Source organism: Streptomyces sp. NBC_00258, assembly GCF_036182465.1.
In the GTDB taxonomy this organism is placed as follows: domain Bacteria; phylum Actinomycetota; class Actinomycetes; order Streptomycetales; family Streptomycetaceae; genus Streptomyces.
Genome location: NZ_CP108081.1, coordinates 12,129,555 through 12,152,751 on the forward strand (window position 1 = coordinate 12,129,555; position 23,197 = coordinate 12,152,751).

At 67.1% G+C, this 23,197-nt stretch carries 18 protein-coding genes and 6 pseudogenes; 16 read left to right on the forward strand and 8 right to left on the reverse strand.

All coding sequences use genetic code 11. The features are described 5' to 3' along the window. Positions 1 to 118: 118 nt before the first annotated feature. From OG718_RS53810 to OG718_RS53825, 4 genes and pseudogenes are all read left to right on the forward strand, one after another. Positions 119 to 1,126, forward strand: coding sequence for an ABC transporter substrate-binding protein (locus OG718_RS53810; protein ID WP_328842693.1), 1,008 nt, complete (start codon positions 119 to 121; stop codon positions 1,124 to 1,126). Between the two features lie 170 nt (positions 1,127 to 1,296). Next, positions 1,297 to 2,061, forward strand: coding sequence for an MIP/aquaporin family protein (locus OG718_RS53815; RefSeq protein ID WP_328842692.1), 765 nt, complete (start codon positions 1,297 to 1,299; stop codon positions 2,059 to 2,061). Next, positions 2,061 to 3,221 (forward strand): XdhC family protein, encoded by a 1,161-nt coding sequence (locus tag OG718_RS53820; protein ID WP_328842691.1) that lies wholly within the window; start codon positions 2,061 to 2,063, stop codon positions 3,219 to 3,221. The genes OG718_RS53815 and OG718_RS53820 overlap by 1 nt, the downstream gene beginning before the upstream one ends. A 163-nt stretch (positions 3,222 to 3,384) precedes the next feature. Beyond that, a pseudogene (locus tag OG718_RS53825) lies at positions 3,385 to 3,528 on the forward strand (RNA-guided endonuclease TnpB family protein); the annotation flags it as partial. Here OG718_RS53825 and OG718_RS53830 read toward each other — a convergent pair. Beyond that, positions 3,520 to 3,722 (reverse strand): annotated as a pseudogene (locus tag OG718_RS53830) (MarR family winged helix-turn-helix transcriptional regulator); the annotation flags it as partial. The pseudogenes OG718_RS53825 and OG718_RS53830 overlap by 9 nt on opposite strands. Continuing rightward, entirely contained in the window at positions 3,719 to 4,990 is a 1,272-nt protein-coding gene (locus OG718_RS53835) for a hypothetical protein (protein ID WP_328842690.1), read from the reverse strand. The gene OG718_RS53835 and the pseudogene OG718_RS53830, both read right to left, overlap by 4 nt. A 255-nt stretch (positions 4,991 to 5,245) precedes the next feature. On the opposite strand from OG718_RS53835, the gene OG718_RS53840 reads away from it, so the two are divergent. From OG718_RS53840 to OG718_RS53855, 4 genes are all read left to right on the forward strand, one after another. Continuing rightward, the gene (locus tag OG718_RS53840) at positions 5,246 to 5,422 is read left to right on the forward strand and encodes a hypothetical protein (protein WP_328842689.1); all 177 of its coding nucleotides are present in this window, start codon (positions 5,246 to 5,248) and stop codon (positions 5,420 to 5,422) included. 766 nt (positions 5,423 to 6,188) lie between these two features. Then, entirely contained in the window at positions 6,189 to 8,477 is a 2,289-nt protein-coding gene (locus OG718_RS53845; RefSeq protein ID WP_328842688.1) for a sensor histidine kinase, read from the forward strand. Further along, the gene (locus OG718_RS53850) at positions 8,474 to 9,130 is read left to right on the forward strand and encodes a response regulator transcription factor (protein ID WP_328842687.1); all 657 of its coding nucleotides are present in this window, start codon (positions 8,474 to 8,476) and stop codon (positions 9,128 to 9,130) included. Before OG718_RS53845 ends, OG718_RS53850 begins: the two co-directional genes overlap by 4 nt. 153 nt (positions 9,131 to 9,283) lie before the next feature. Continuing rightward, complete coding sequence (locus OG718_RS53855) at positions 9,284 to 10,105, forward strand: calcium-binding protein (RefSeq protein WP_328842686.1); 822 nt, start codon at positions 9,284 to 9,286, stop codon at positions 10,103 to 10,105. 710 nt (positions 10,106 to 10,815) lie between these two features. Here the strand turns inward: OG718_RS53855 and OG718_RS53860 are convergent. Then, positions 10,816 to 11,223: a winged helix-turn-helix transcriptional regulator gene (locus OG718_RS53860; protein ID WP_328842685.1), complete on the reverse strand. Its 408-nt coding sequence runs from the start codon at positions 11,221 to 11,223 to the stop codon at positions 10,816 to 10,818. 99 nt (positions 11,224 to 11,322) lie between these two features. Between OG718_RS53860 and OG718_RS53865 the strand changes: the two genes are divergently transcribed. After that, the gene (locus OG718_RS53865; protein ID WP_328842684.1) at positions 11,323 to 12,243 is read left to right on the forward strand and encodes an MBL fold metallo-hydrolase; all 921 of its coding nucleotides are present in this window, start codon (positions 11,323 to 11,325) and stop codon (positions 12,241 to 12,243) included. Positions 12,244 to 12,292: 49 nt separating this feature from the next. Here OG718_RS53865 and OG718_RS53870 read toward each other — a convergent pair. After that, positions 12,293 to 12,655 (reverse strand): annotated as a pseudogene (locus OG718_RS53870) (transposase); the annotation flags it as partial. On the opposite strand from OG718_RS53870, the pseudogene OG718_RS53875 reads away from it, so the two are divergent. The 3 genes and pseudogenes from OG718_RS53875 to OG718_RS53885 all read left to right on the forward strand — a co-directional run. Then, a pseudogene (locus OG718_RS53875) lies at positions 12,593 to 13,010 on the forward strand (transposase); the annotation flags it as partial. The pseudogenes OG718_RS53870 and OG718_RS53875 overlap by 63 nt on opposite strands. Before the next feature lie 501 nt (positions 13,011 to 13,511). After that, complete coding sequence (locus OG718_RS53880; RefSeq protein ID WP_328842683.1) at positions 13,512 to 14,072, forward strand: hypothetical protein; 561 nt, start codon at positions 13,512 to 13,514, stop codon at positions 14,070 to 14,072. After that, positions 14,069 to 14,746: a hypothetical protein gene (locus OG718_RS53885; protein WP_328842682.1), complete on the forward strand. Its 678-nt coding sequence runs from the start codon at positions 14,069 to 14,071 to the stop codon at positions 14,744 to 14,746. The genes OG718_RS53880 and OG718_RS53885 overlap by 4 nt, the downstream gene beginning before the upstream one ends. 79 nt (positions 14,747 to 14,825) lie before the next feature. Here the strand turns inward: OG718_RS53885 and OG718_RS53890 are convergent, their stop codons facing one another. Together OG718_RS53890 and OG718_RS53895 are read right to left on the reverse strand one after the other, a co-directional pair. Continuing rightward, positions 14,826 to 15,521 carry a hypothetical protein gene (locus tag OG718_RS53890; RefSeq protein ID WP_328842681.1) on the reverse strand — a complete coding sequence of 232 codons (696 nt, stop codon included), beginning with the start codon at positions 15,519 to 15,521 and terminating at the stop codon, positions 14,826 to 14,828. Beyond that, on the reverse strand, positions 15,518 to 16,042 hold the full coding sequence (locus OG718_RS53895; protein ID WP_328842680.1) for an RNA polymerase sigma factor: 525 nt from the start codon (positions 16,040 to 16,042) through the stop codon (positions 15,518 to 15,520). The genes OG718_RS53890 and OG718_RS53895 overlap by 4 nt, the downstream gene beginning before the upstream one ends. A gap of 341 nt (positions 16,043 to 16,383) precedes the next feature. On the opposite strand from OG718_RS53895, the gene OG718_RS53900 reads away from it, so the two are divergent. Continuing rightward, positions 16,384 to 18,093, forward strand: coding sequence for an ISAzo13 family transposase (locus tag OG718_RS53900; protein WP_443054847.1), 1,710 nt, complete (start codon positions 16,384 to 16,386; stop codon positions 18,091 to 18,093). Positions 18,094 to 18,154: 61 nt separating this feature from the next. On the opposite strand, the gene OG718_RS53905 is transcribed toward OG718_RS53900, so the two are convergent. Continuing rightward, on the reverse strand, positions 18,155 to 18,826 hold the full coding sequence (locus OG718_RS53905) for a DUF4145 domain-containing protein (protein ID WP_328842679.1): 672 nt from the start codon (positions 18,824 to 18,826) through the stop codon (positions 18,155 to 18,157). A 143-nt stretch (positions 18,827 to 18,969) separates the two neighbouring features. Continuing rightward, entirely contained in the window at positions 18,970 to 19,158 is a 189-nt protein-coding gene (locus OG718_RS53910; RefSeq protein ID WP_328842678.1) for a hypothetical protein, read from the reverse strand. A 1,095-nt stretch (positions 19,159 to 20,253) separates the two neighbouring features. On the opposite strand from OG718_RS53910, the gene OG718_RS53915 reads away from it, so the two are divergent. The 3 genes and pseudogenes from OG718_RS53915 to OG718_RS53920 all read left to right on the forward strand — a co-directional run. Further along, on the forward strand, positions 20,254 to 22,107 hold the full coding sequence (locus OG718_RS53915; protein ID WP_443055316.1) for a SpoIIE family protein phosphatase: 1,854 nt from the start codon (positions 20,254 to 20,256) through the stop codon (positions 22,105 to 22,107). A 157-nt stretch (positions 22,108 to 22,264) separates the two neighbouring features. Continuing rightward, positions 22,265 to 22,447: pseudogene (locus OG718_RS54600) on the forward strand (RHS repeat-associated core domain-containing protein); the annotation flags it as partial. Between the two features lie 217 nt (positions 22,448 to 22,664). Then, positions 22,665 to 22,919 (forward strand): annotated as a pseudogene (locus OG718_RS53920) (transposase); the annotation flags it as partial. Positions 22,920 to 23,197 lie beyond the last annotated feature (278 nt).

The following is a 23,197-nucleotide window of genomic DNA, read 5'->3' on the forward strand; positions in this document are numbered from 1 at the left end:
CCCTGCGGCCCCGCTCCCACCGCCCACCCCCACCCGCCAGGCACCGCCCCGCCGCGCTCCGCCTGATGCCCGGACAGCCCGTACGGCAGACGCCGTCACGCAACCGAAGGACGAGCACGTGAACAGCACCCTCACCGACAACCCCCAGTGGGAGCAGCTCTACCAGGCCGCGTTGCGCGAGGGCGGCGCCCTGTCGCTCTACGGCGGCGGCCCCGTCACCCTGTACACCGGCGCCGCTGCCGCGTTCGAGAAGGCGTTCCCCGGTATCACCGTCGACATCACCGCGACGTTCTCCAACATCCTGGCCCCGAAGATCGACGCCCAGATCGCTGCCGAGAACCTCGAAGTCGACCTTGCGATCTTCCAGACCGTCCAGGACTTCTACCACTGGAAGCAGCGCTCGGTCCTCACCGCTTACCAGCCCGACGGCTCCGAGCACATCCCGGCGGCCTTCAAGGACACCGAGGGCACCTACCACGGGCTGATCGTGCACGCGCTTGCCTACACCCGCAACACCGACACGGTGCCCGATGACCTCATGCCCACCGTGGCCACCGACTTCCTCGACCCGCTCTTCCGGGGACGCGCCATCACCACCTACCCCCACGACGACGACATCACCCTGTACCTGTACGCGACCCTCGCCGAGCGCTACGGGTGGGACTTCGTCGCCGACTACGTCCACAGCGGCGCCCAGTTCATCCGCGGCCACCTGGGCGTGGCCGACCGCATCGCCGCAGGCGACGCCGACGTCTCCATGGACAGCATCGTGGCGCTGACCATGGCGGACATCGCGGCCGGCAGGCCCACCGCGGTCCACGTGCCGCAGGACGTCATGCCGGTCTGGCCGCAGACCGCGGCGATCTTCAACAACTGCCCGCACCCCAGCACCGCGAAGCTGTACATGTCGTGGTTCCTGGCCGCCGAGCAGCAGGCCACCCTGGGCACCTGGTCGCCCCGCGCCGACCTGCCCGCCCCCACCGGCCTGCGCCCGCTCGCGGAGTACCCGCTGGCCGACCAGTTCCTCGCGTTCATGCTCGACGACGACCGCGTCCAGCAGGCCCGTGGCGCCTGCGCGGACCTGATCGGACCGGTCGTCGGGGAGCCCAACGTCGGCACGTCATGAGCAAAAGCCGGCACCGGGCCGGCCGCCGGTTCCAGCGGTGGACCGCACCTCCGCCGCTGGCTGCCGTTGACTCGCCGACGAGGAGGGAAACGTTGTCGACGCATACAGAAAACGGAGTGACAGCGGAGAGGAGGCGCCGACTGAATCTGCCTGAAAGTCTCACGACCCCAGTGATCGAGTTCGCGCTCGCGACCGTGCTGACATTCACCGTGATCACCACTGTCTGGGCTCTGCACGTGGCCCCAGCGATCGCCGAATTGGGCTCACCGCGCGGCGAACTATCCGTAGCGGCGCTGGTTGTGGCGATTGTCCTGTTCTCCCTGGTCTTGTCACCTTGGGGGCGGCGTTCGGGGGCACACATGAACCCCGCGGTCACGCTGGCGCTGTGGCTTATGCGGGCCTTCCCAGGCCGCGACGTGGCGGGCTACGTCATCGCCCAGCTTGCCGGCTCGATCGTCGGCACCGGCCTGGGACGGCTCGTCTGGGGAAGGACGAGCGGACTGCCGCCCGTCAACTATGGGGTGGCCTTGCCCTCACCCGCCTGGAACTGGTCCGAGGTCGCGCTCGCCGAGGCCAGCGGCGTCGCGGTCATCGTCCTGGTCGTCGGGTTTCTCCTCTCCATGCCTTCCGGGCGCAGCCGTGGGATGGTCCCGTACGCCGTCTCTCTCCTGGTGGCCGCGAACATCGTCGTCCTCGGCCCGCTGAGCGGCGGAAGTTCCAACCCCGCGCGCCAGTTCGGTCCTGCGCTGTGGTCGGGACAGACCGCCGATCTCGCGGTCTACCTGATCGCTCCCATGATCGGCGGAGCGGTCGGAGCGGTGGTGCACCGCGCCATTGCCGACCGCCGTCTTCACACCCACAAGCTATGCGGATCCGCCGGTCCGTCGGCCCTCGACGCAAGCAGTGGCCCGGTTCCGATCAAGGAGGCTGCGTGATGTCGACCCCTTCGTCCACCGAGTCCCAGACTGCGCTCGCCACCCTGTCCGCCGCCGCCACGCGGCTGCGAGAGAAGCGACGCATGGTGAGTGCCCTCCTTGTCGGCGTCGACGGCTCGGCCCCGATACCGGCCGGAGCGCGCATGGTGATCGACGAACGCGGCGCGATCGAGGGCTCCCTCACCGGAGGCTGCGTGGAAGCGGCCCTCGTGGAAGAGGCCGAGTTCATCCTCGCGGGAGGGCCGCCGAAGCTCGTCACCTACGGGGTCTCGGAAGACGACCTCGGGGACGTCGGCCTCATGTGCGGCGGCACGGTCCACATCTTCCTCCACGAAGTGCGCGGAGCTGACGCACAGACCGAACTCGCCGTCCTGGAAGCGGTCCTCGCCCACCGCCACGCAGCCGTCGCCACCCTCCTCGACGGACCGCACGCCGGAGCGAAGCTCGCCCTGGTCGATGGGCTGCCGCTGGGCACACTGGGCGAAATCACCCAGCTGGACCGGAACGTCCTTCGGGAACTCGACGGCCTGCTCGACCAGGGCATCACTGCCGTACGAACCTTCGACACCGACGGCACAACGGCGGGCCAGGACCTGCGCGTACACCTGCAGAGCTTCGCGTCGACGCCCCGGATGATCATCGTCGGTGCAGTGGACTTCTCCGCCGCACTCGCACCCCTGGCGCGGGAACTCGGCTACGACGTCACGATCTGCGACGCCCGCGAGCGCTTCGCCCGCTCGCCCCGCTTCTCCCGCGCCGCGAAGGTCGTCGTCGGGTGGCCGCAGGACGTGCTCCGGGGCCAGGACCTCGGCCCACGGGACGCCGTGCTGGTGTTCACCCACGACCCCAAGTTCGACGAACCAGCTCTCGCGGCAGCCCTCGCCACCTCAGCCGGCTACATCGGTGCCCTCGGCAGCCGGAAGACCGCAGCCGACCGCCGCCACCGCCTCCAGCAGGCCGGTCTCTCCTCCGCGCAGCTGAGCCGCATTCATGCCCCGTGCGGACTCGACATCGGCAGCCGCACCGTGCATGAGACGGCGATCTCCGTACTCGCCGAGATCATTGCCTCACGCAATCACCGTCCCGGCGCCCCACTGGGTGCCACCAGCGGAACAATCCACGCTGACGTGCTGGGCTTCCCCCAACAACTTGCTGCCTAGGAGTGCCCAGAAGATCCTGAAATCGCACCCGGCTTGACTCATGGCAGTTTGACATTTCCCAGCAATCTGGGGTGAGCCGGGTAGCCGGAGCGAGATCTTCATCGGAAACCTCCAGGGAAATCCTCGCCTTGAGTGAAGCCGGGGGAGGAATCGGATTCCTGCGAAGCGGGCCAGGTGCCCGCGTTTCAAGTTCCGCAAGAAGTCGCGCAGGTCGGCGGAGTACACCTCCAGTGCGTTCCGGTACCGGGACGGGAAGCTGACGCTGGCGAAGATGTCCGGCCCGCTGGACACCGTGCGCCCAGATCCACACCACCCACAGCACGACGAATGCCGTCCAGGTCAGGTCCGCACCACGCAGCACACAGTTCTCCAGGTGCCGCCGGACCGCCGATGCGGCACGGTAGATGTTGGCGACGGCAGCCATCTGCCGTGGCGGACCGGGATACCGCCGAGCTTGGCTTCCGCCACCCTCTCGGCTTGCGTGATGGATCGTTGGCCTATGCCAACGGAGTACGGGGCTGGACATGCTCGGCGACGGGTCCGGGGATGGCCGGTCCCGGGGAGTTGTCCCCCCGGCGGAACTCCAGGACAGTGACGGCCAGCAGCCAGATGACTGCCGCAGCCATGAGGCCGGCGCAGAGCGCCATGTCGGGCATGCGGTTGAGCTCCTGGTATCTGAGGTATTGCAGGTACGAGCCGAACGATGAGATCTGCACCACGACGGGTAGCAGCCAGAGCTGCTTGGGCAGGTAGAACGCCGAGAGCACGCTCAGCACATCCGCCACATAGAAGTAGCGTTCGTGCATCGACGGCAGCAGGAACGGCACGAGAACGGCTGAGACGGTGGCCATCAGGAGGATGCGCGTCGAAGTGATCTCACTGTCGCGTCCACCGAGCCGCATGGACGCACGGCCGACGCGCGAGAACACGACCAGTGCCGTCAGCGCGAGCACAACGAACCCGGTGCCAAGGATGCCCGCCGAGCGGATGGCGTCGGCGTGGTCGCCCGATGTGACGAACTGGTACACGGACGGCGCGTTCATGGTGAGGAACTGGTAGGTGCCGGTCTGTCGCGCGTAGATGGTCAGGAGCTGCACCGGGTCGGCGCCGAGCAGAAGTGCGGGCACGTCTAGGGCCAGGTAGACGGCGGGAATGGCCAAGAGGGCCTTCGAGGGCAACCGCCGGGTGAGGAGCAGCACGAACAGGAACGGGAAGATGAAGACGGTCTGCAGTTTGAACGCGAGCGCTAGCCCGAAGAAGGTGCAGGCCCACCACGGACGGTGGCGCAGTACGAAGTAGATCCCTCCGAGGATGAAAGCGGTGAATATCGAGTCAGCCTGGCCCCACCAGCCGCTGTTGGCCGTCACCGTCGGCAGGAGCGGGACGATGCCCCCGGCGGCGAGGGCCAGACCCGGCCGGCCAGGATGGCGCAGGGCCGTGATCCGGAACGCAAAAATCGCCAGGAGCAGGTCGAATCCGACTGAGATCGCCTTGATCCCGGCGAGCGGCGAGATCGGCAAGTGCGTCAACAACGCCAGGAAGTAGAGGTAGGGGACGTTGTAGTCGGAGAAGCCGGGGTCCTTGAGGGCGTGGAAGCCACCGTTCGCGGAGATGTGCTGGTACCAGGGCTTCAGGAACCTGGTGTAGTCGGGGGACTGCTGGTGCACCATCGAGAGCCGTACGGCGATCACGGCGACGGCAATGACGGCTGCGATGGCAAAGGTGCTGCCGGACCACCCGAGGAGACCTGTCGACGACGCTTCAGGCATACGCGAACGAAGTTTGGCAGCTATTCGCGACATTTATGGCCTTTGCTGTGATGAATGATGAATCTGGAGGCGGCACAAAAATGCGATCCGGCCTGCTATTGCAGATGAACGGTTTGGGGTCTTCGTTCCAGCCCTTATCCAGGCCCGGATGTCGGCTTCGAGAGCCTAGTATCCCGGTTGCGCTCCTTCACTTTCCTGGCCAGCGTGTCCGTCTCAAGCCTTTGGGCTGACGCTTCGTCAGGACGGTGGTGGTTCGTGACCTATCCGATCGGGGTGCGCGCGGTACTGTCGCACCTACGCCGTCAACCAGTACGAGACCGCTGTCAACAGCCCGAAGAACTCAAGCGGTTCGCCGAACACGAAGGCGGCATCGAGCACGTCAGCGCCGACAATATGCCAGCCGCCACCGACTTCATCGCCGACACCCTCTGAACCACCCCCAGAGTGACGCCTGCTGAGCCGCCCGGCTGGCTGCCACCCGGCACGCCAGGAAGGCTCGGCCACGCTCGGGATCTGCCCTGGGCACCCGCGGTGGAGTAGATCCTCCACCTCTCGCAAAGCCTCACCAAGAAGCCCTTTCGCCTCTGCCCGCCTGCTCGCACTGATCCTCGACCACAACGAACACACCACTGCCCTGCTCGAGGACCCCGGGGTGAACACAGCCGAACTGCGGGCTGCGGCGGCCGCAGCAGTCAGGGAACCCTGACGCACTCATGCCATCGCTTGATCGCGCCCCTCCCTCAAGACGAGCTGCACCCATCGTTTAATGCAAGGCTCAACGCGCCGCAGCGACCCGACATCTGACAATTAGTCAGGTCCGGAACCTTCTGCCGACAACAGTCCCACCGCTCCCGCGGAGCCCCGCTCGTGGGAGCCCAGCGGGGCCCCGCTGCCCTCGTGTCAGGACCTGCGAGAGATGCTGATCCCGCACGGCTCTTCAGCGTAGTCACGCCCGCCGTGGGGCGGGCGGGCCAGGGTGCTGTTCGCGTCCGTGATACTGCTGTCGCGTCCTTTTGCCGCGGCTGTACGGCTGTTGCCGCGGCAGGTGGGGTGCCTCATGATGTGAAGGATGCGGGCGCTGAGGGATTCGGCACTGCCTGTCCGGGTTCCATTCGCCACGGTGCTGGCAGGAGCCCTTGTCGCCTTGGGCTGTTGGGGTTTTGCACTCCGTTTGGATACGCCCTGTGACGGTACCGATGTGCGTTATTCGCGTGCTGATTGGCTGCCTGCGAGGCTCGTGGTGGGGCAGTGGTTTTCCCATGCGAAGCAGGTCAGGAACGATGATGTAGTCATCGCGATCGAGGGATATTCCCTGGCCGAGGGCGTGGGCTCGGTACCGGATCAGACCTTGCGTTCCGGTGCTGTGCTGCGCTATGAGCTGTTACGGGACGGGGCGCCGATGGAGGTGGAAGTGGCCTTAGCCCGACCGCCCTTGGGCAGGCAGCTGGTCACCTTTTCCGGCCCGTTGCTCTACCTGAGCATCCTCGGTGTGCTGGCCCTGTGGTTGCGTGCCCGCCGCCCGGCTGCCCCCACGGGCACCCCTTTGCTGCTCGGTTTCGCCGGCATGTTCGCCTGGCTGGCCGCTGGACCGGCGGTCGGGATGACAGCGCTGGATGCGGCGACGGGCAGTGCGTTGTTCTGGCTGTATCACATTGCCACTCTGGGCGGCGGGTCACTCGCCTGGGGAGCCATGGTGGCGCTTGCTCTGGTCCCGTTGCGAGCCCACCGGCCGGGCAGTTATCGGTGGCTGAGCGCTGCCGCCTATGGCGGGCCGTTGCTGCTGCTCGCAGGATGGACCGGGGGCGTACTGGTCCTGGGCCCTTCGGGGATGCCGGCGATCGGGTGGATCCACGCGGGTCAGGAAACCGTCACCGTGGCCTGCTGGATCGCTGCCGGGCTTTTCTCGCTCCAGGTGTACCGCCGGGCCGTGCCCCGACACCGTCGTCCCCTGCGCTGGGTGCTCGGTGGCGGGCTGCTGTCCGGACTCGGCCTGTTCGCGCTCTGGCTCGTGCCCGACATCGTCGTCGGTTACCGGCCCACGACCATCCGGTGGGTGGGCCTGGCCGGCCTGCCCATCCTGGTCGGCATCACCGTCGCGATACTGCGCTACCACCTGTACGCCATCGAGCGGGTCATCAGCCGAGCCCTGGGCTACACCGCTTTGGCGGCCGTGCTGTTCGGCTGCTACCTGTCGGTCACCGTAGCGGCGGCGACCACGGCGGCGTCCGACACCACGGTGGCGGCTGCCGCGGCAGTGTCGGTTGCGGTGATTGCCCTGCCGGTGCGCGAGGCGATCCGCCGCCGTGCCGCCCAGCGTTTGTTCGGCGGACGGGAGCAGCCCGCCGAGACACTGCGGGCGCTGGGGCGGGCCCTGGCGCAGATTCCCTCTCCCCAACAGGCGCTGCCGCATGTGGTGGTAGCCGTCACCCAGGCTCTGCGACTGCCCTACGCAGCCGTCGAGTTCACGGATCCGACCGCGCCCGGCGGCTTTCGCACGGCCGAGCACTCGGGGGCCCCGGTCGGTGCCCGCTACAGCCAATTGATGTACCACCACGGCCGGGCCGTCGGCCGCCTGACCGTCTCCGCCCGCGAGGTCGACGAGCCGTTGTCCGCGTCCGATCTGGCCCTCTTGGGGGAGGTGGCCGCGCAGCTCGGCCCCGCCATGCAGGCGGTGGCCCTCCATGAAGAGGTGCTGCGCTCACGCACCGCCGCCGTCGCCACCCGTGAGGACGAACGTCGGAGGCTGCGCCGGGATCTTCATGACGGGCTCAGCCCCACCCTCTCCGGACTGTCACTCAAGACCGAGGCAGCCCTCGCCCTGCTCGACAGCTGGCGCAGTCACATCACCTCCTCGCCGACGCCTGCTGATGGCGAGGACATGCCGGTCCTGCCGCGGGTCGACCCGGATCGTTTCGACAGCGCTCACCGCCTGCTGCTCGAGAGCGCGGCAGGCATGCGCACCACCGCCCATGATCTGCGCCTTCTGGTGGAAGGCTTGCGCCCCCCGGCGCTGGACTCCCTCGGTCTCATGGAGGCGATCCGGCTCAGGATGCACGACCTGGCGGCGGATACGGCCGGCACTCCGCACTGGGAGGTGGTCGGCCCTGCCGGGACCACCGGGTTGCCGGCCGCCGTCGAAGTCGCCGCCTACCACATCGCGGTGGAGGCAATGGCCAACTGCATCCGCCATGCGCACGCCTCCCACTGCCTGGTCCGCATCGGCTTCGCCGCGCCGTCCGGTCCGCTCAGGCTGTCGACCTTCGATGGGGAAGCGCTTCTGCTGCAGCTTGAGGTGGTCGATGACGGCGTCGGATTGCCGGTCGTCATCGATGACCGTGGTCCCGGCTTCGGGCTGCGGTCGATGCGCGAACGTGCCGAGGAACTGGGCGGCCGGTGCACCGTGCGTATCCGGCATGGCGGGGGGACCGCCGTGCACGCTGTCCTGCCCTGTCCACCGTCCGGCCACTCTGCCCAGCAGGCGCCATGAGCACACGCCCGATCACCGTCCTGATCGCTGAGGACCATCCTGTCTTCCTCGAAGGGCTCGCCGCCCGGCTTGCAGCCACCGAGGACATGAGGGTCGTGGCGACCGCCAGCACAGGGCGGCAGGCCGCGCAGCTCGTCGTGGAACACCGTCCCGATGTGGCTGTCCTGGACATCGAGATGCCCGACCAGAACGGCATCGAGACCGCCCGCCTGTTGCACCGCCTGGAGCCCCCGGTCCAGGTGCTGATCCTCACGGCCTATGACGACGACCAGCGCCTGACGGCCGCGATGGATGCGGGTGCTTTGGGCTACCTGTCCAAGCATGCCGAGCCGGCCACGATCCTGGAGGCCGTGCGCACCGTCGCCCGCGGTGCGATGTTCTTCGACCCCCGGCTCAGCGACCGGATCCGGGCCCGTCTCTCCTCAGACCACCTGCGGCTCCATCTGTTCCCCCAGCTGACCGACCGAGAGCACCAGGTGCTCGCCCTGTTGGCCACGGACTGCTCCAACCAGGTCATTGCGCAGCGGCTGGGGATCAGCGGGAAGACGGCACGCAATCACGTCTCGGCCGTCCTGGCCAAGCTCCCCGCCCGCGACCGCACACAGGCCGGGCAGCAAGCCCGTGACGCCGGCCTGACCCTCCACTCCGACTGAACCGGCTCCGACACCCCGTCAAAGAGCCCGACTGTCCAGGACACCATGCCCCATGCGGACCAGGACACCGGGACAGCATCGTGGCTGCTGTACCACCCAACCGTAGGCGCGGCCCAGCACACGCCGTGCCCACAAGCCCATGGGAGAGACAGCATGAAGCACAGCCACCTGGCGCCGCGCCGCGCCATCGCACCTGCACTGGCAGCCTCGGCCGCTGACCGAAGCCGCACCGTCCCGTCCACGTCCAAGCGGCGGAATCTCCTGATCGTGGTCACCGGAGGGCTGCTCCTGATCGCTGCCACAATCACGCAGACCGGCGCCGATGCGGCTGCCCCGCCGCGCTGCTACGGCGAATACGCGACGAAGTGGGGTGGGCAGGGCCGCGACATCTTGTTCGGTACGACAGGCAAGGATGTCATCGTCGGGCTCGGCGGCCGTGACACGATCTACGGCAGCGGGGGCAACGACATCATCTGCGGTGACACCGGCAACGACCACCTGGTGGGCGGGCCGGGCGACGACCTCATCGCCGGCGAGGAGGGCGCTGACCTCCTGGAAGGCAAGACCGGCAAGGACCGCCTGCGCGGCTTCCGGGGGAACGACAGGCTCAAGGGCGGCCCGGGAGACGACAACCTCAAGGGCGGCCGGGGAGACGACACCCTGGAAGGCGGCGACGGCCACAGCCGGAGCGTGAACTGGGGCAACGACACCCTGGTCGGCGGCAGCGGCAAGGACACCATGCGAGGCAGCGCCGGAGCGGACCTGATGACGTCCGCCGAGGACAACCGAAGCCGCGACCTGATGGACGGCTACGCCGGCAACGACAGGCTGTACGCACGCGACGGGAAGGCCAACGATGTCGTCCGCGGCGGCTCCGGCTGGGACAGGTGCACCATCGACATCCGCCCCGACGACACCATGACCGGCTGTGAGAGGAGCAACAAACCGCAGGGCCACCAGTCGGCCACCCGGTGACAGAGGGTCTTGCCCTGGGGGCCGAACCGTAATCCCAAGCGGGCACAGGTCGCAGGCATCACCTGAAGCTCCGTAGGCCAACCATCGCTGGTACTCACCCTCCGCTCATCGGAGGGTGAGGGACCGATGCGCACCGACACCGCCCGGCAGCAGTGCCTGCACATCACCGCCGCAGCGGAAGCCGACACAGAAGCAGCGAGGGCAAACCCCTCCGCGCGTGCGGATCGCTTCCCACATCTGCGGGGCGCCCACTCCCGTCACGGCAGGCAGCGGCTCCCTCATGAACGTATGCCTCGCGCATCGTTCGCACTCCCATCGGAGCTAAGGAACCCGGGCCTGTCTCAACGTGCCGTGCATCGGGTCCGGACGAGCCCGTATATGCGCGCTCACCAAGGCGGGACCATCTGACGGAGGACCTCATGGACAGAACTGCCAATCACAAAACGCGAGTTGCCTATCGCGTCGGCCGCTCCCTTAAGGCAAATACCGTTGCTTTTGCCCTGGGCGTAGGCTGGTTGGGAGTGGGTCCCGAGGGTGGTGCGGGTGGCTGCGAGTGTGTCTGACTTATCGGGTCTGGGGCTGTTGACCTGGGTGTATCCGCCGGGGTTGGTGGATCGGGCGGTGGCAGCGTGCGGCCGGTCCGAGCAGCGTAAGCGGCTGCTGCCCGACAAGGAGGCTGATGGCGCGCCGGCAAGCAGTCCCGTGACACGCTACCGGGCCGGGGATTCGGCAGCGTCGTAGCGTTGCTGGGCGGCCTCCAGTGCCGGGGTGTTGGCGCTGAACCAGCTCAGCAGCGCGCACAGCTGCTGCGCCAGGCTCCGCCCGAGTGGCGTCAGGCTATAGGTGACCTGCGGCGGGACGGTCGGCTCCACCAGGCGTTCGACCAGCCCGTACCGCACCACCGACTTGAGGTACTGCGACAGCATCTTCTGGCTGATGCCGCCGATGTGCCGGTGAAGGCCGGAGAAGCGCATCGGTCCAGGAACCAGCGCAGCGATGATCAACGCACCCCACCTGCCGGTCACTTGGGCCATCACCGGCCGGGTCGGGCAGTCCTTGTCGAAAGAGCCTGCCGGAAGCTGGGCGAAAACATCCTTGAACTGCTCACTCACCGCCATGCCACCAGCTTACAAAAAGGTACGTACTTACGAAAGGTCACCGACAGTCCTAGAGTCGACCCACGGAACCGGCGGTCAAACAAGACGAATGGATTCAAAGTGTTCACAAGCCGTGTATCCCCGGCCTTCCTGGGCTGGGACCTCGGAGGCATCGTTGTGCGCCGAGTCGACGAAATCGAGATGTCACCGGCGACCAGTCAATGGCTGCTGCCCGATGCCACACCGGAACACTTGCACCACCCCTGGCTGCAGCCCGACTTCACCGACGGCACAGCCTTTGCGATGCACGTTCACATCTTCGCGATCGAGGTGAACGGCAAGCGCATCCTGGTCGACACCGGCATCGGCAACGACAAGCCCCGGCAGATACCCGACGCCAACAATCTGCAGACCCCGCTGCTGCGCTGGCTGACCGCCGCGGGTTTCGCCCCGGACACCGTCGACCTGGTGATCACCACGCACATGCACGTCGACCACGTCGGCTGGAACACTCACCTGGTCGACAGCCGCTGGACACCGACCTTCCCGAACGCCCGCTACCTCACCGACCGCAGAGAATGGGACTACTGGACCGCCGCCGCCGAAAGCGACGAGGAAGTCGCCCAGGTGCACCGCGACTCCCTGCGACCCATCCGTGACAACGGCCTGTACGACCTGCTCGACATCCCCGCCTCAGGCCTTGAGGTGGCCGACGGCGTCCGCCTGGTACCGACACGCGGCCACACGCCCGGCCACCTGTCGGTCAAGCTGACAGGCACCGGCCGCAATGCGCTGATCAGCGGCGACAGCCTGCATCATCCCGTGCAACTGGCGTACCCCGACATGGGTAGCGTCGGCGACGTCGATCCCGCCGAGGCACGAACCACCCGCCACCACCTGCTCACCGAGCTGGCCGGTACCGATGACCTGCTGCTGGGCACCCACTTCACGCATCCCACCAGCGGACGCGTCCAGCAGCGGGACAACCGATTCCAGCTGCTGGACGCGTCCCCTGCCCTTCTCCCACCAGCCTCGTTCTAAAGATCGCGGGCCGGTAACAGCGCCCAAGGGGGCGTTTCGAAGGTGTTGGTCACAGCCACTCGTTGATGGCCGCGACCAGCACGGTCGCCTCGTAGCGAACGGCGAGTTTGTCGTAGCGCGTGGCGACCGCGCGGTGGCGCTTGAGGCGATTGAATCCGCACTCCACCGCATGGCGCTCCTTGTGGTCGGCCTTGTCGAACTTCGGTGGCCGACCACCGTGGGAACCGCGCTTCTGCCGGTTCGCAACCTGGTCGCGCTTCTCCGGGATCGTGCAGCGGATACCGCGCTTGCGCAGGTAGGCGCGGTTCGCGCGGGAGCCGTACGCCTTGTCGGCACGGACCTTGTCAGGCCGGGTGCGCGGGCGGCCCGGTCCGGTCCTGGGCGCCCGGATACGGCCCAGGACCACCTGGAACTACCGGGGAAGTACCGGCGAGGGCGGCGGACGCTGGTCCGATGCGACTCCGATGGCGGCACCCATGACTTCGTAGCCTGGCTCGCCCAGCGCGGACGCCGGCTGTCCTACTCGGGTCTGGCTGGAGATCGTCCAGATCGCTCTCGACCTGCTGGCCTGGATGCCCTTGCCCGCCCTGACCGGCAAGCCCCGCTTCTGGGAACCGCGCCACCTGCGGCTCCGCCTGTTCTCCGCGGCCGGTCAGCCCGTCACCACCGGCCGGCGCTGCATCCTCCGCCTCGCCCACCACTGGCCCTGGACCCGCGAGATCACAGACGCCCTCGAACGGCTTGCACTCCTGCCGAACCCCGGCTGACCGGCGGACTCGCCTGTCCCTATGAGAAGAGGATCCAGCCCGGAGCAGTGGAACCCGGCGTCCACCCGAGACGACACCCGGGCCCTCGACCTGCCCGGTCTCGACCATCGGCAACGAAATGGGCCGCCAAATTCGTCGACGGCCCATCAAGAAAGATCGAGGCTAACCCGCACCCAGGCTCAGCTCACAAGAACGACCCGCAGTCAAACCCTCGGCTCCGGGTCGTTTTCTTTCAACTCTCGCACCATAAAGGTCAGTTGCCTCACAAACACCGTTGACCACAGCCAGTTCCGCTCATAACATCACGCATACGTGGCCTGCCGAGACACGGGGGAAGACTCGGCCCTGCATTCATGCGGAACCGGAATCCGCATACGCCACTTCTCCCAACGGTCTCCGTTTCCGGGGGACATGGACTGATCACCCATGCCCCGGCTGCGAATCCACGACCACACACGGGCAACTCACCACTGCCCGCGAAAACAAGTACGGGGAAACTCTTTGACACACAAATACGCACGGACCACAGCGAGATGGGTCGCCTGCACCACCCTGACCACGGCCCTGACCACGGCTCTTGCCGTCACCGGGACGACGGCCGCCCACGCCGACTACTACGACGGCGGCATGCCGAGCCGGAGCTTCAACGTCAAGGCTGTCGGCATCAATGACACCTGGATCGGATTCCTCGACACCGGACGCAGCAACTGGAACAACGCGGGCGCCGGAGCAAGCATCGGTCGCAACTCAAGCGCCAGGGCCGAATTCACGGCGGGCCGGTATTCACAGAGCTGGTACGGACTTTACGATCCGTCCGGCCTTCGCCCGATCAACCGCGTATTCAAAATCAAGGCCAACGCGAGGACGCTCGAACGGGATTCCGGTTCCCGCATGACCGAATGGTGCCGCAGCACGACCACGCACGAACTTGGGCACGCGCTCAGCCTCGACGACAACCCGAACACCGGCAGGGTTTCGCTCATGAAGCACAACCGCAACCGGACGACGGTGCAGAAGCCGCAGCCGTACGACGTCTCCGAAGTGCGGAGGATCTACTCATGACCGCGATCAGGAGCGTTCTCGTCGGCGGTTCGGCGCTGCTGGCCGCCATCGCCCTCACCGGCTGCTCCTCGGACAGCCGGGGCACATCCGAATCCGGCTCCAAGGCCAAGGCCAACACCGGTGTCAAGGCGGCCTCGGACGTCGTGACGTACCACGCCGATTACCCCTCGTACGACTCGCTCGACTCGATCGTGAAGGAGTCGGACGTCATCGTGCGGGGCACCGTGACCAGCTCCCGCGTGCAGGAGCTGTTTCCCGAGAAGTCCACGAGCGACGACCCGGCCGCCAACCCGCAGGCGGGTCTCTCGGAAGCGGAAGCCGCCAAGGCCGAGCCGGTGGTCGTCACCGTCTCCACGGTCAAGGTCTCCGAAGTCCTCTCCGGCAACGTGAAGCCGGGGGCCACGGTCGAGGTCTCCCAGCTCGGCGGCACGCTGGGCGGCGTGACGTACGCGGAGCAGGAGACCACACCCCTGGCCAAGGACAAGACCGAGTACGTACTGATGCTCGCCGACCAGGGCACCACCAACCCGTACGACCTGCTCAACCCGGAGCAGGCCCTCTATACCGTCACCGCCGATGAGAAGGTCACACCCGTGGCCGACGACGGCTTCGACAACGCCGGCAAGGTCGACCAACTGGCCGCCAAGGCCGCCGCCCTGGGCCGGACGAACTAGCCCGCAGCGCACACAGGTACAGGACGACGGTTGCCGTGACCGGTCACGGCAATCGTCGTCGCGTCAGAACATGCTTGCGTCAGGACGTGAGTCGCAGCGCCTTGAGCACCCCGGGGCTCAGGGTGACGTCGTTGTCGCCCCCGGCCACCGCGTGCCCGCCCTCGATCCCGTAGGCGCCCTGGGTGGTGTTGATCAGGGTGAACCGTCCGCCGTCCAGCTCGTCGAGCAGCAGGACGTACTCCTTTCCGGCGGCGAGTTCCGCCGTCTCGGGCCCTGATCCGGGCGTGGTGTAGGCCAGCTCGATCTCGCTCCCCGCGGGGGAGCCGCCCTTGGCCGTCGCCACCACCTCCGCCGTGGCAACGGTCTCGGTGAGTCCGTCGACCGTCTCCTCGTGCCCGGCACCGAGCCGCGCCCTGACGATCAGGACCGACGCGGCCTCAAGTTCGGCGGTCTTCGCGAAGTACGGCTCGTCCGCGAGCCCGGAACCACCGCCGTCACCACCGCCCGGTTGCTTCGGGTCCTGCAGCGCGAGGACGGCGACCCCCGCGACCACCGTGGCGGCCGTGCAGGCAACGGCGGCCACGAGAACCCCCCGCCGGGACGGCCGCCGACTCCGCGCACCTCGTCCTTGCCCTGCCTGCCGCTCCGCCGCCTCGGCCCCGACAAGACCGACGAGCTCGTCGTACGCGCGCGCCGACATGCCGTCAGCTGCCGCCGTCGTCGTCTCGTCCGGCACCGGATTGACCTGCTTGACAAGGGACTTCACGTTGATCATGCCGACTCCTCGAGTGAGAGGGATGAGTGCGAGGTGTAGAGGCCGCGGAACGCCTCACGGGCCCGGTGCAGCCGGACCCAGACCGCCGGCCCACTGCACCCGAGGACCTCACCGACCTCAGCCGCGCTGAGCCCGTCCCAGTAGCGCATGAGCAGCACGTCCCGGTGCCGCTCCGGAAGCCGCTCAAGGGTCTCCACCACGGCGGAGTCCTCTCCGGACGCCGGTGCGCGGTCCAACTCGTCGGTGATACGCCGATGGAGCTCCGCCAGCCGGGTCGCCGCGCGGTGGTGATTGCTGAGCAGATTCCGCGCGGTGACGAACAGCCAGCCGGTACCCACCTCCTCGCCCCCGGCCACGCGCTCCCACGCGATCCGGAAGACGTCGGAGGTCAACTCCTCCGCCGCACCACGGTTCCCCACCCGCCGGTGCACGAAAGCACGCACACGCGGGTGGTCGCGGACATACAAGGCCGTGAACCGTGCGGTCCGTTCACGGTCGATCCCGGTCTGAATATTCTCCACACCCTGTACATGTCATACGCCCGGCACTTCCTTACACCGGCCCCGATCTTTTCTCCCGAAGCTCAAGCGCCGATCTCCGAGCCCTGCTTCTGAGGAATGGGCGGCGGGTCTCAACCCACCCACCCTCCCCGCGAGTTGACTCGACGCGACCGGCTTGCCACGGACAGTCACAAGGGTCTAGCGTGCCCGGATAACGAACAGCCCCCGCCAGGTGCTAGCAACACCTGCGGGGGCTTGACCAACGAGATCTGAAGCAAAGGCGATTCCGTGGCTGACACCAAGCCTAAGGGCTCGCAGAGAATCAAGCTGTTGCTTCCCGCATCCGGGCTCGTTCACCTGGTATGGGCATCCCTGACGCGACTCGTGACCAACTGGCCGTCAAGTTTGGGGTGTTGTTCCCGCATCTGGACGAGCGGCAGCGTCGGTTGCTGATGGGAGCCGAGGCCCGGGCCCTGGGACACGGCGGTATCCGGTTGGTCGCGCAGGCGGCTCAGGTCAGCGAGACCACTGTTCGCAAGGGCGTGGACGAGTTGGAGGCGGGCGAGGGACCGCTGGGGCGGGTTCGCCGTCCTGGCGGCGGGCGCAAGAAGGCCGCCGAGGTAGACCCGGGGCTGCGGCCGGCTCTGCTCGCACTGGTCGAGCCGGACATACGCGGGGATCCGATATCGCCGCTGCGCTGGACAACCAGGTCGACGAGGAAGCTCGCCGCCGAACTCACCCGCCAGGGGCACAAGGTGAGCGCGGACACGGTCGGGGACTTGCTCCGGGAGGAGGGCTTCAGCCTGCAAGCCAACGCGAAGACCATCGAGGGCGCACAGCACCCTGACCGTGATGCCCAGTTCCGCTATATCAACGACCGGGCCAAGGAACACATCGGTGCCGGGGACCCGGTGATCAGCGTGGACACCAAGAAGAAGGAGTTGGTCGGCGACTACAAGAACGCCGGGCGTGAGTGGCGGCCGACGGGCGAACCAGTGCTGGTCAAAACGCATGACTTCCTGGACCGACAGGGACCGGGCAAGGCGATCCCATACGGCATCTACGACCTTGCGGCGAACACCGGCTGGGTCAGTGTCGGCACCGACCACGACACCGCCGAATTCGCTGTCGCTTCGATCCGCCGCTGGTGGCAGGCCCGCGGCCGTTACGACTACCCGCACGCCACCCGTCTCCTGATCACCGCGGACGCGGGCGGCTCCAATGGCTACCGCACCCGGGCCTGGAAGAGTGAACTGGCCGCTCTCGCCTCCGGAACTGGTCTGGAGATCACTGTCTGTCACCTACCGCCCGGGACCTCGAAGTGGAACAAGATCGAGCACCGACTGTTCTCCCACATCTCCATGAACTGGCGCGGCAGACCGCTGACCAGCCATGAAGTCATCGTGGACAGCATCGCGGCGACCACGACCCGCACCGGTCTGAAAGTCGAAGCTGAACTCGACACCGGCACCTACGACACCGGTGTGAAGGTCACCGACGCCGAGATCGATGCACTGGCAATGAGCCGGCACCGCTTCCATGGCGACTGGAACTACACGCTCCGTCCTGCTGGTCCTCGCCCGGCCCCACACCATGAGACGGAATCCGCAGCAACCACCGCCCACCCGGCCGCGTCCCCGGACGGCGTTGACACCCAAGCCCTCCGCGACCCGGAGCTGACCGGCATGACCACTGCCGAACTCGACGCGCTGGTCAGTGCGTTGATCCCGGCGCTCGCGGAACAACGCGAGCAAATCCGCCACGAGCGCCGGGGCGGCGAGCGCCGACGGCGGCGAGGTGCGGGTGCCAAGGACAAGCTCTCCGACGCAGACCGGATCCTCGCCACCGTGCTCTGCCTCCGCAAGATCGGCACCCACGACCTGCTCGCCCAGCTCTTTGGCGTCACCGGAAGCACTCTCACACGGGCCGTCCAGGAAGCACGCTCGCTACTGGCCGAGCACGATCACGCGATCCACCCCTCAACTGCCAGATTCCGCACCCCGACTGATGTGGCCGTCCACCTCGACCGGTACGGAACACACCGCCCGAAGAAGATCAAACCCGCATGTTGATTCTCTGCGAGCCCTTAGTTATAGGTCTTGAGTATTGCTCCGTCGGTGGCTGGCAGGCACGCTATGCCTGTGGTGCTGGACCCTTCGGCTGAGGCACGGATTTCTTGGCGGCTGTCTTGTTCCGACGCTTTGAGAACTGTTCGTACTGAGCGGTGAGCACATAGATGTACTCCAGCAATGCTTCCGTGAAGGACAGGGCGTCTTCGGCGTCCTGTCGCTTGACCTCGTGACCGTGAGCTCCTTCGTTGCCAATGAAACGCAGTGCAGTCGCCCAGTCCAGGAGCCTGCCTTCGATTTTGTCGTTCTGCTGCAGCCACCCGATCTTGCTTGCCAGATTGCGGCCGACGGCCCCTTGGTCGTTACAGATCATTTCCAGGGTTCGGCGGGCCATCGTTGCTGTCGCCGAGTAGGCGCTGGCCTGGTGGAAGCACCGGTAGGTTTCCTGGAAGGCGCGCTGGATCCTGTAGGGAGCGTCGACGACCGGGGCACCGTTGGGCCAGACGTTCTCGGGGGTGTCCCAGTCTTCCGGCCCGTAGAGGTAGTTGCTGCACAGGACCATGGCGGTCCGGCACGTGGTGCAAGCGACCAGTATGACTCGGTAGGCGTCGTCGCGTTCAAGGTCATCGTCCGGTGGCACGTCGACCTCGCCGTGAACGGTAGCGAGTACTTTCTTCCGGCACGTGGGGCAGTCTGCGATGAGCGGAAGGTTCGCGGGTGAGTTGATCTGCGTCACGCACGGGAGACTATCTGCGGCTTCGCGGCTTTGCTGATCAGATCGGCGAGTTGACAGGAAACGGATGCTTTGCAGCCTCCCAGCGGCACTACACGGCCACGCCTGCCTCGCCGTTGCCTTCCAGGGCTGTCTGACGACGGTCTTTAGCTCCAAGCGGAAACAAACAAGGCTACGAGGGCGATGCCCAGCGAGAGTGTTCCGCCAAAAGCAATGGCAGCGCGGGTGATGGCGGTGGGGACAGTGGCTTCGTCCCATCGCGCGAGTGCGGCAGCGGCGGCGCCCGCGGCCAGAGACAGCGTCAAAACTGTGGTGAGCAGAGCCAGCACGATCATGGAGCGAGGAGACACGCGTAACACCGCCTGTAACCGATGTAGTTGAGTTCGAGAGCGAACTCACCGTTTCCCGGCGCGCGGATGAGCGCGAGCGGTTGGATGTTGTTGCAGGAACAAGTCGGCGTTTGTGCCGGAACAACTCGTACAGGGGGCCGAGCCGTGGGGGAGCAGACTCGGGCCGGGCGTCCGTGGTCACCGGCGCGTGGTTCGTGCGCGGAGACCAACGAAGTCGTCGGCATGCTGCGGTCATGGCTGGACATGGCCGGGGTGACCGTGAAACAGCTGCATCTGCGGCTCACGACCGACCATTTCGGCGACGGCCAAGTGCCTACGCTGCGCAGGCTGCGCGGTCAGCTGGCGGGCGAGGGCTTGATATGGGACCTGGTCGAAGCCGTGGCCGACATCTGTTTCCCGGATGATGACCACGAGGCTGTGCAACAGCGCCTGGAGCAACCGCGGCAATTGTGGGAGGCCGCCGAGAACGCGCCCACCGCCACGGACGGCAGCGGACCCCAGGTGACCGCGCGGGAGGTTCTCCACGCTCAGCAACGGGCCCTCACCGCCTACGAAGAACTCAACCGTGCCCGTCAGGCGTTCGAAGCCAGCGAGCACGGACGGCAGCAGGCCCTGCAGATCGCCACGATTCTCTTCGGCATGCTGGGCCAGGCCCAGGCGAAAGTCATGGAACTCACCCGGCGTATCGACGCTCTGAGCCATTCCACGCCGGGTGATCCGGAAGAAGTCACGAGTCTTGAGCGGATGAGGCATCGGGCAGAGGCGCAAGAGCATGAGCTGCGCACCCAGTTGACCCGTGCCGACAGCGAGCGGCAGACGGCTCAGACTGTCGCCGATCACGCGGCACGTCGCATCCAGCAGTTGGAAGCTGAACTGCGAGAACTCAGAACGAAGACGGCCGCCGGTGAGCGGGGAGAAACCGTCCACAGCCGCCCGCTACCTGTCCCCACTGCACAGCGGGAGCCCGACGAGGCCGCCTTTGACGCCGTCGACGAGACCTTGGAGAAGGTGCGTTTTGCACTGGACCGAGAGCACAGCGCCGTACAGGAGGCCGCCGAGGACCTCGGCCTGGACGTCACCGTGCCGCAGGGGGAGGGCTTAGGCAGCCGGACCATCCCCGGCGAGACTGTACCGACGACGTCAGTGCCTCCTGCGGGCAAGGAATCAGCTGGGACGCAAGCTGACGGACAATACTTCGCAACAACTACGAACAACCCTGTGACCAGCGAATCCACTGCACCAGTTGGACGTGTCGACGGTGCAGCGCTGTCGCTGGACCGTATGAGACTTGCCGGCGCCGCCACCGAGCACATCGCTTCCGGAACCACCGTCGACGAAGTGGTCACCGCCCTCGCGGACGCCGCGGTGCCACAGTTCGCCGACGGAATCCTCGTCTACCTCAGCACGCCGCTGCAGGACTACGAAACGCTGCGCCCGCACAATCTGCGCCTTGCCCATCGAACCCACGTTCCAGCGGAGTCCTCCGCCCTGGCTCCGCTGATACTGCTGGCACCCGAAGAAGACCTTGTCTTCACGTCCGACGGTGCGCTGGCCGAGATTCTTGCCAACATCAGGCCCATCGCCATCAATGACGTCCTGTCCCGGGCCGCGCTGGCGGAGATTGCTGCGGGACCGCTTCCCGGACAGTTCAGCGCGATCATTGCTCCTCTCCAATGCAAGTGGCAGCTATTCGGATTTGCCGTCCTCATCCGCTACCAGCGCGCTCCTTACGACGATGCAGACGTGCTGGTCGCAGCTCAGATGGCCACGCACAGCGCGCTCGGTATCGACCGAGCCCTGCTGGCGCGAAGCCAGGAGCACATCGCGGACGAGCTGCAGCGCACGATGCTGCCCGAGACGCTGCCCCGGCCGACCGGTGTGCGGCTGGCGTTCCGCTATCTGCCTGCCGCGGAGACGGCCAGGGTCGGCGGGGACTGGTACGACGCGATTCCGCTGCCCGGCAGCCGGGTCGCCCTCGTCGTCGGTGACGTCATGGGCCACTCCATGACCTCGGCGGCCATCATGGGCCAGCTGCGGACGACCGCGCAGACCCTCGCGGGGCTCGACCTGCCGCCGCAGGAGGTCCTGCACCACCTGGACGAGCAGGCCCAGCGGCTCGGTACCGACCGCATGGCGACCTGCCTGTACGCGGTGTACGACCCGGTCGCGCACCGCATCACCATCGCCAACGCGGGCCATCCCCCGCCCGTCCTGCTCCACCTGGGCGGCCGGGCCGAGGTCCTGCGCGTACCGCCGAGTGCACCGGTTGGTGTGGGCGGGGTGGATTTCGAGGCGGTCGAGCTGGACGCGCCCGCCGGCGCCACCCTGCTGCTCTACACCGACGGTCTGGTCGAGTCGCGGCTGCGTGACGTGTGGACCGGTATAGAACAGCTGCGCGAGAAGCTCGCCGCCACCGCGCAGCTGACCGGCGCCGACCATCCGCCGCCCCTTGAGGCGCTGTGCGACGAGGTGCTCGACATGCTCGGCCCGGGCGACCGGGACGACGACATCGCGCTGCTCGCCGCCCGCTTCGACGGAATCGCGCCCAGCGACGTCGCGTTCTGGCATCTGGACCCCGAGGCCAAGGCCCCTGGCCTGGCCCGGAAACTCACTCGCGGCGCACTGACCCGCTGGGAGCTGGACAGCCTCGCCGACTCGGTCGAACTGCTCGTCAGCGAGCTTGTGACCAACGCTGTGCGCTACACGTCACGGCCGATCACGCTGCGGCTGCTGCGCTCGGACGTGCTGCGCTGCGAGGTTGCTGACGATGTGTCACAGCCTCCCCGGCTGCGTCATTCACGTACCTTCGATGAGGGGGGACGAGGGCTCTTTCTGGTCAACAAGCTTTCCATGCGATGGGGCTCTAGCCGACTTGCCACCGGAAAAATCGTCTGGTTTGAGATGGCTTTGTCTCGGGAGACAGTCCAGAGCTGACGAGGGCTCCCGTAGATGCAGGTACCGAGCGGTGTGACGCAGAGTCAGTACGCCGCCTTCACCTAATATCCCCTCGGCAACCGCACGGGTCTGACCACTTCCGGAAGCCAGAAGAAAGAGCAAAACCCAGATCTACCTCACTGACGCCCTGGGCACCGTGCGGGGTCTGGCCGACAGACGGCACCATCGCCACTCGCCACCCTACGACCCCGCAGGCCAGCCCACGCCCAGAGGCGCCACCAGCTCCAATCGCCGCACCTTCACCGGCCGCGAAGACGACGGAACAGGATTGCTCTACTGCCGCGACCGCTACTACGACCCGCAGACCGGCCGTTTCATCTCCCCAAGACCCCATCCGGTCACGAAGGCGGCCCCAACCTCTACGAGTACGCCCTGTCCTCCCCGACCGCCTGCGCAGACCCTCAGGAGGCGGCCTCGACTGGGGCGTGCAGCGCCTGTCCGGACACAAAGTCAACTGGGGTCAGGTCGGCGGTGCCGTCGCTGTCGGATGTCTGGAAGGCGCCCTGGGTTGCACGGGGGGATGTGCACGCCAGGAAGCAGTGCGGCTGGGACCGGTGGACGACGCCACCGCGGTCACCGCCGCCCAGTTGAGGGGTGTCGTCGAGCGACTCATCACAGCCGGCCAGTGGCAGGCCGGGGACCCGCATATCGTGATCGCCAGCGATGCCGGCTATGACGTCACCCGCCTGGCCTGGGTCCTGCGTGACCTGCCCGTCGAGCTGGTCAGCCGGCCACCGAAATGCTCACGTGGTGTCGGGGCCGGGACGTGGAACGCGATGGCCTTACGCGACAGACCGGACCGGTCCCCGAAGACCACGGTGACCGAACCGGCGCCCTGCACGTCGCCAGCCGCCTCGCCGCTTGCCCCGACGACCAGGTCGGCGTAACCATCGCCATTCATGTCGCCCAGGGCGAGCGCGAAGCCGAACGAGTCGCCAGGCTCCGGCAGGTCTGGGATGCCGGGGTCCGCCTGGGTGAGATATCACGAACGATCACCGTGCCCGAAATGCCTTCCGCCCAAGCCATACCGAGCTGTTGGAGACCGGACAGCACGAGGTTGCGGGGCGAT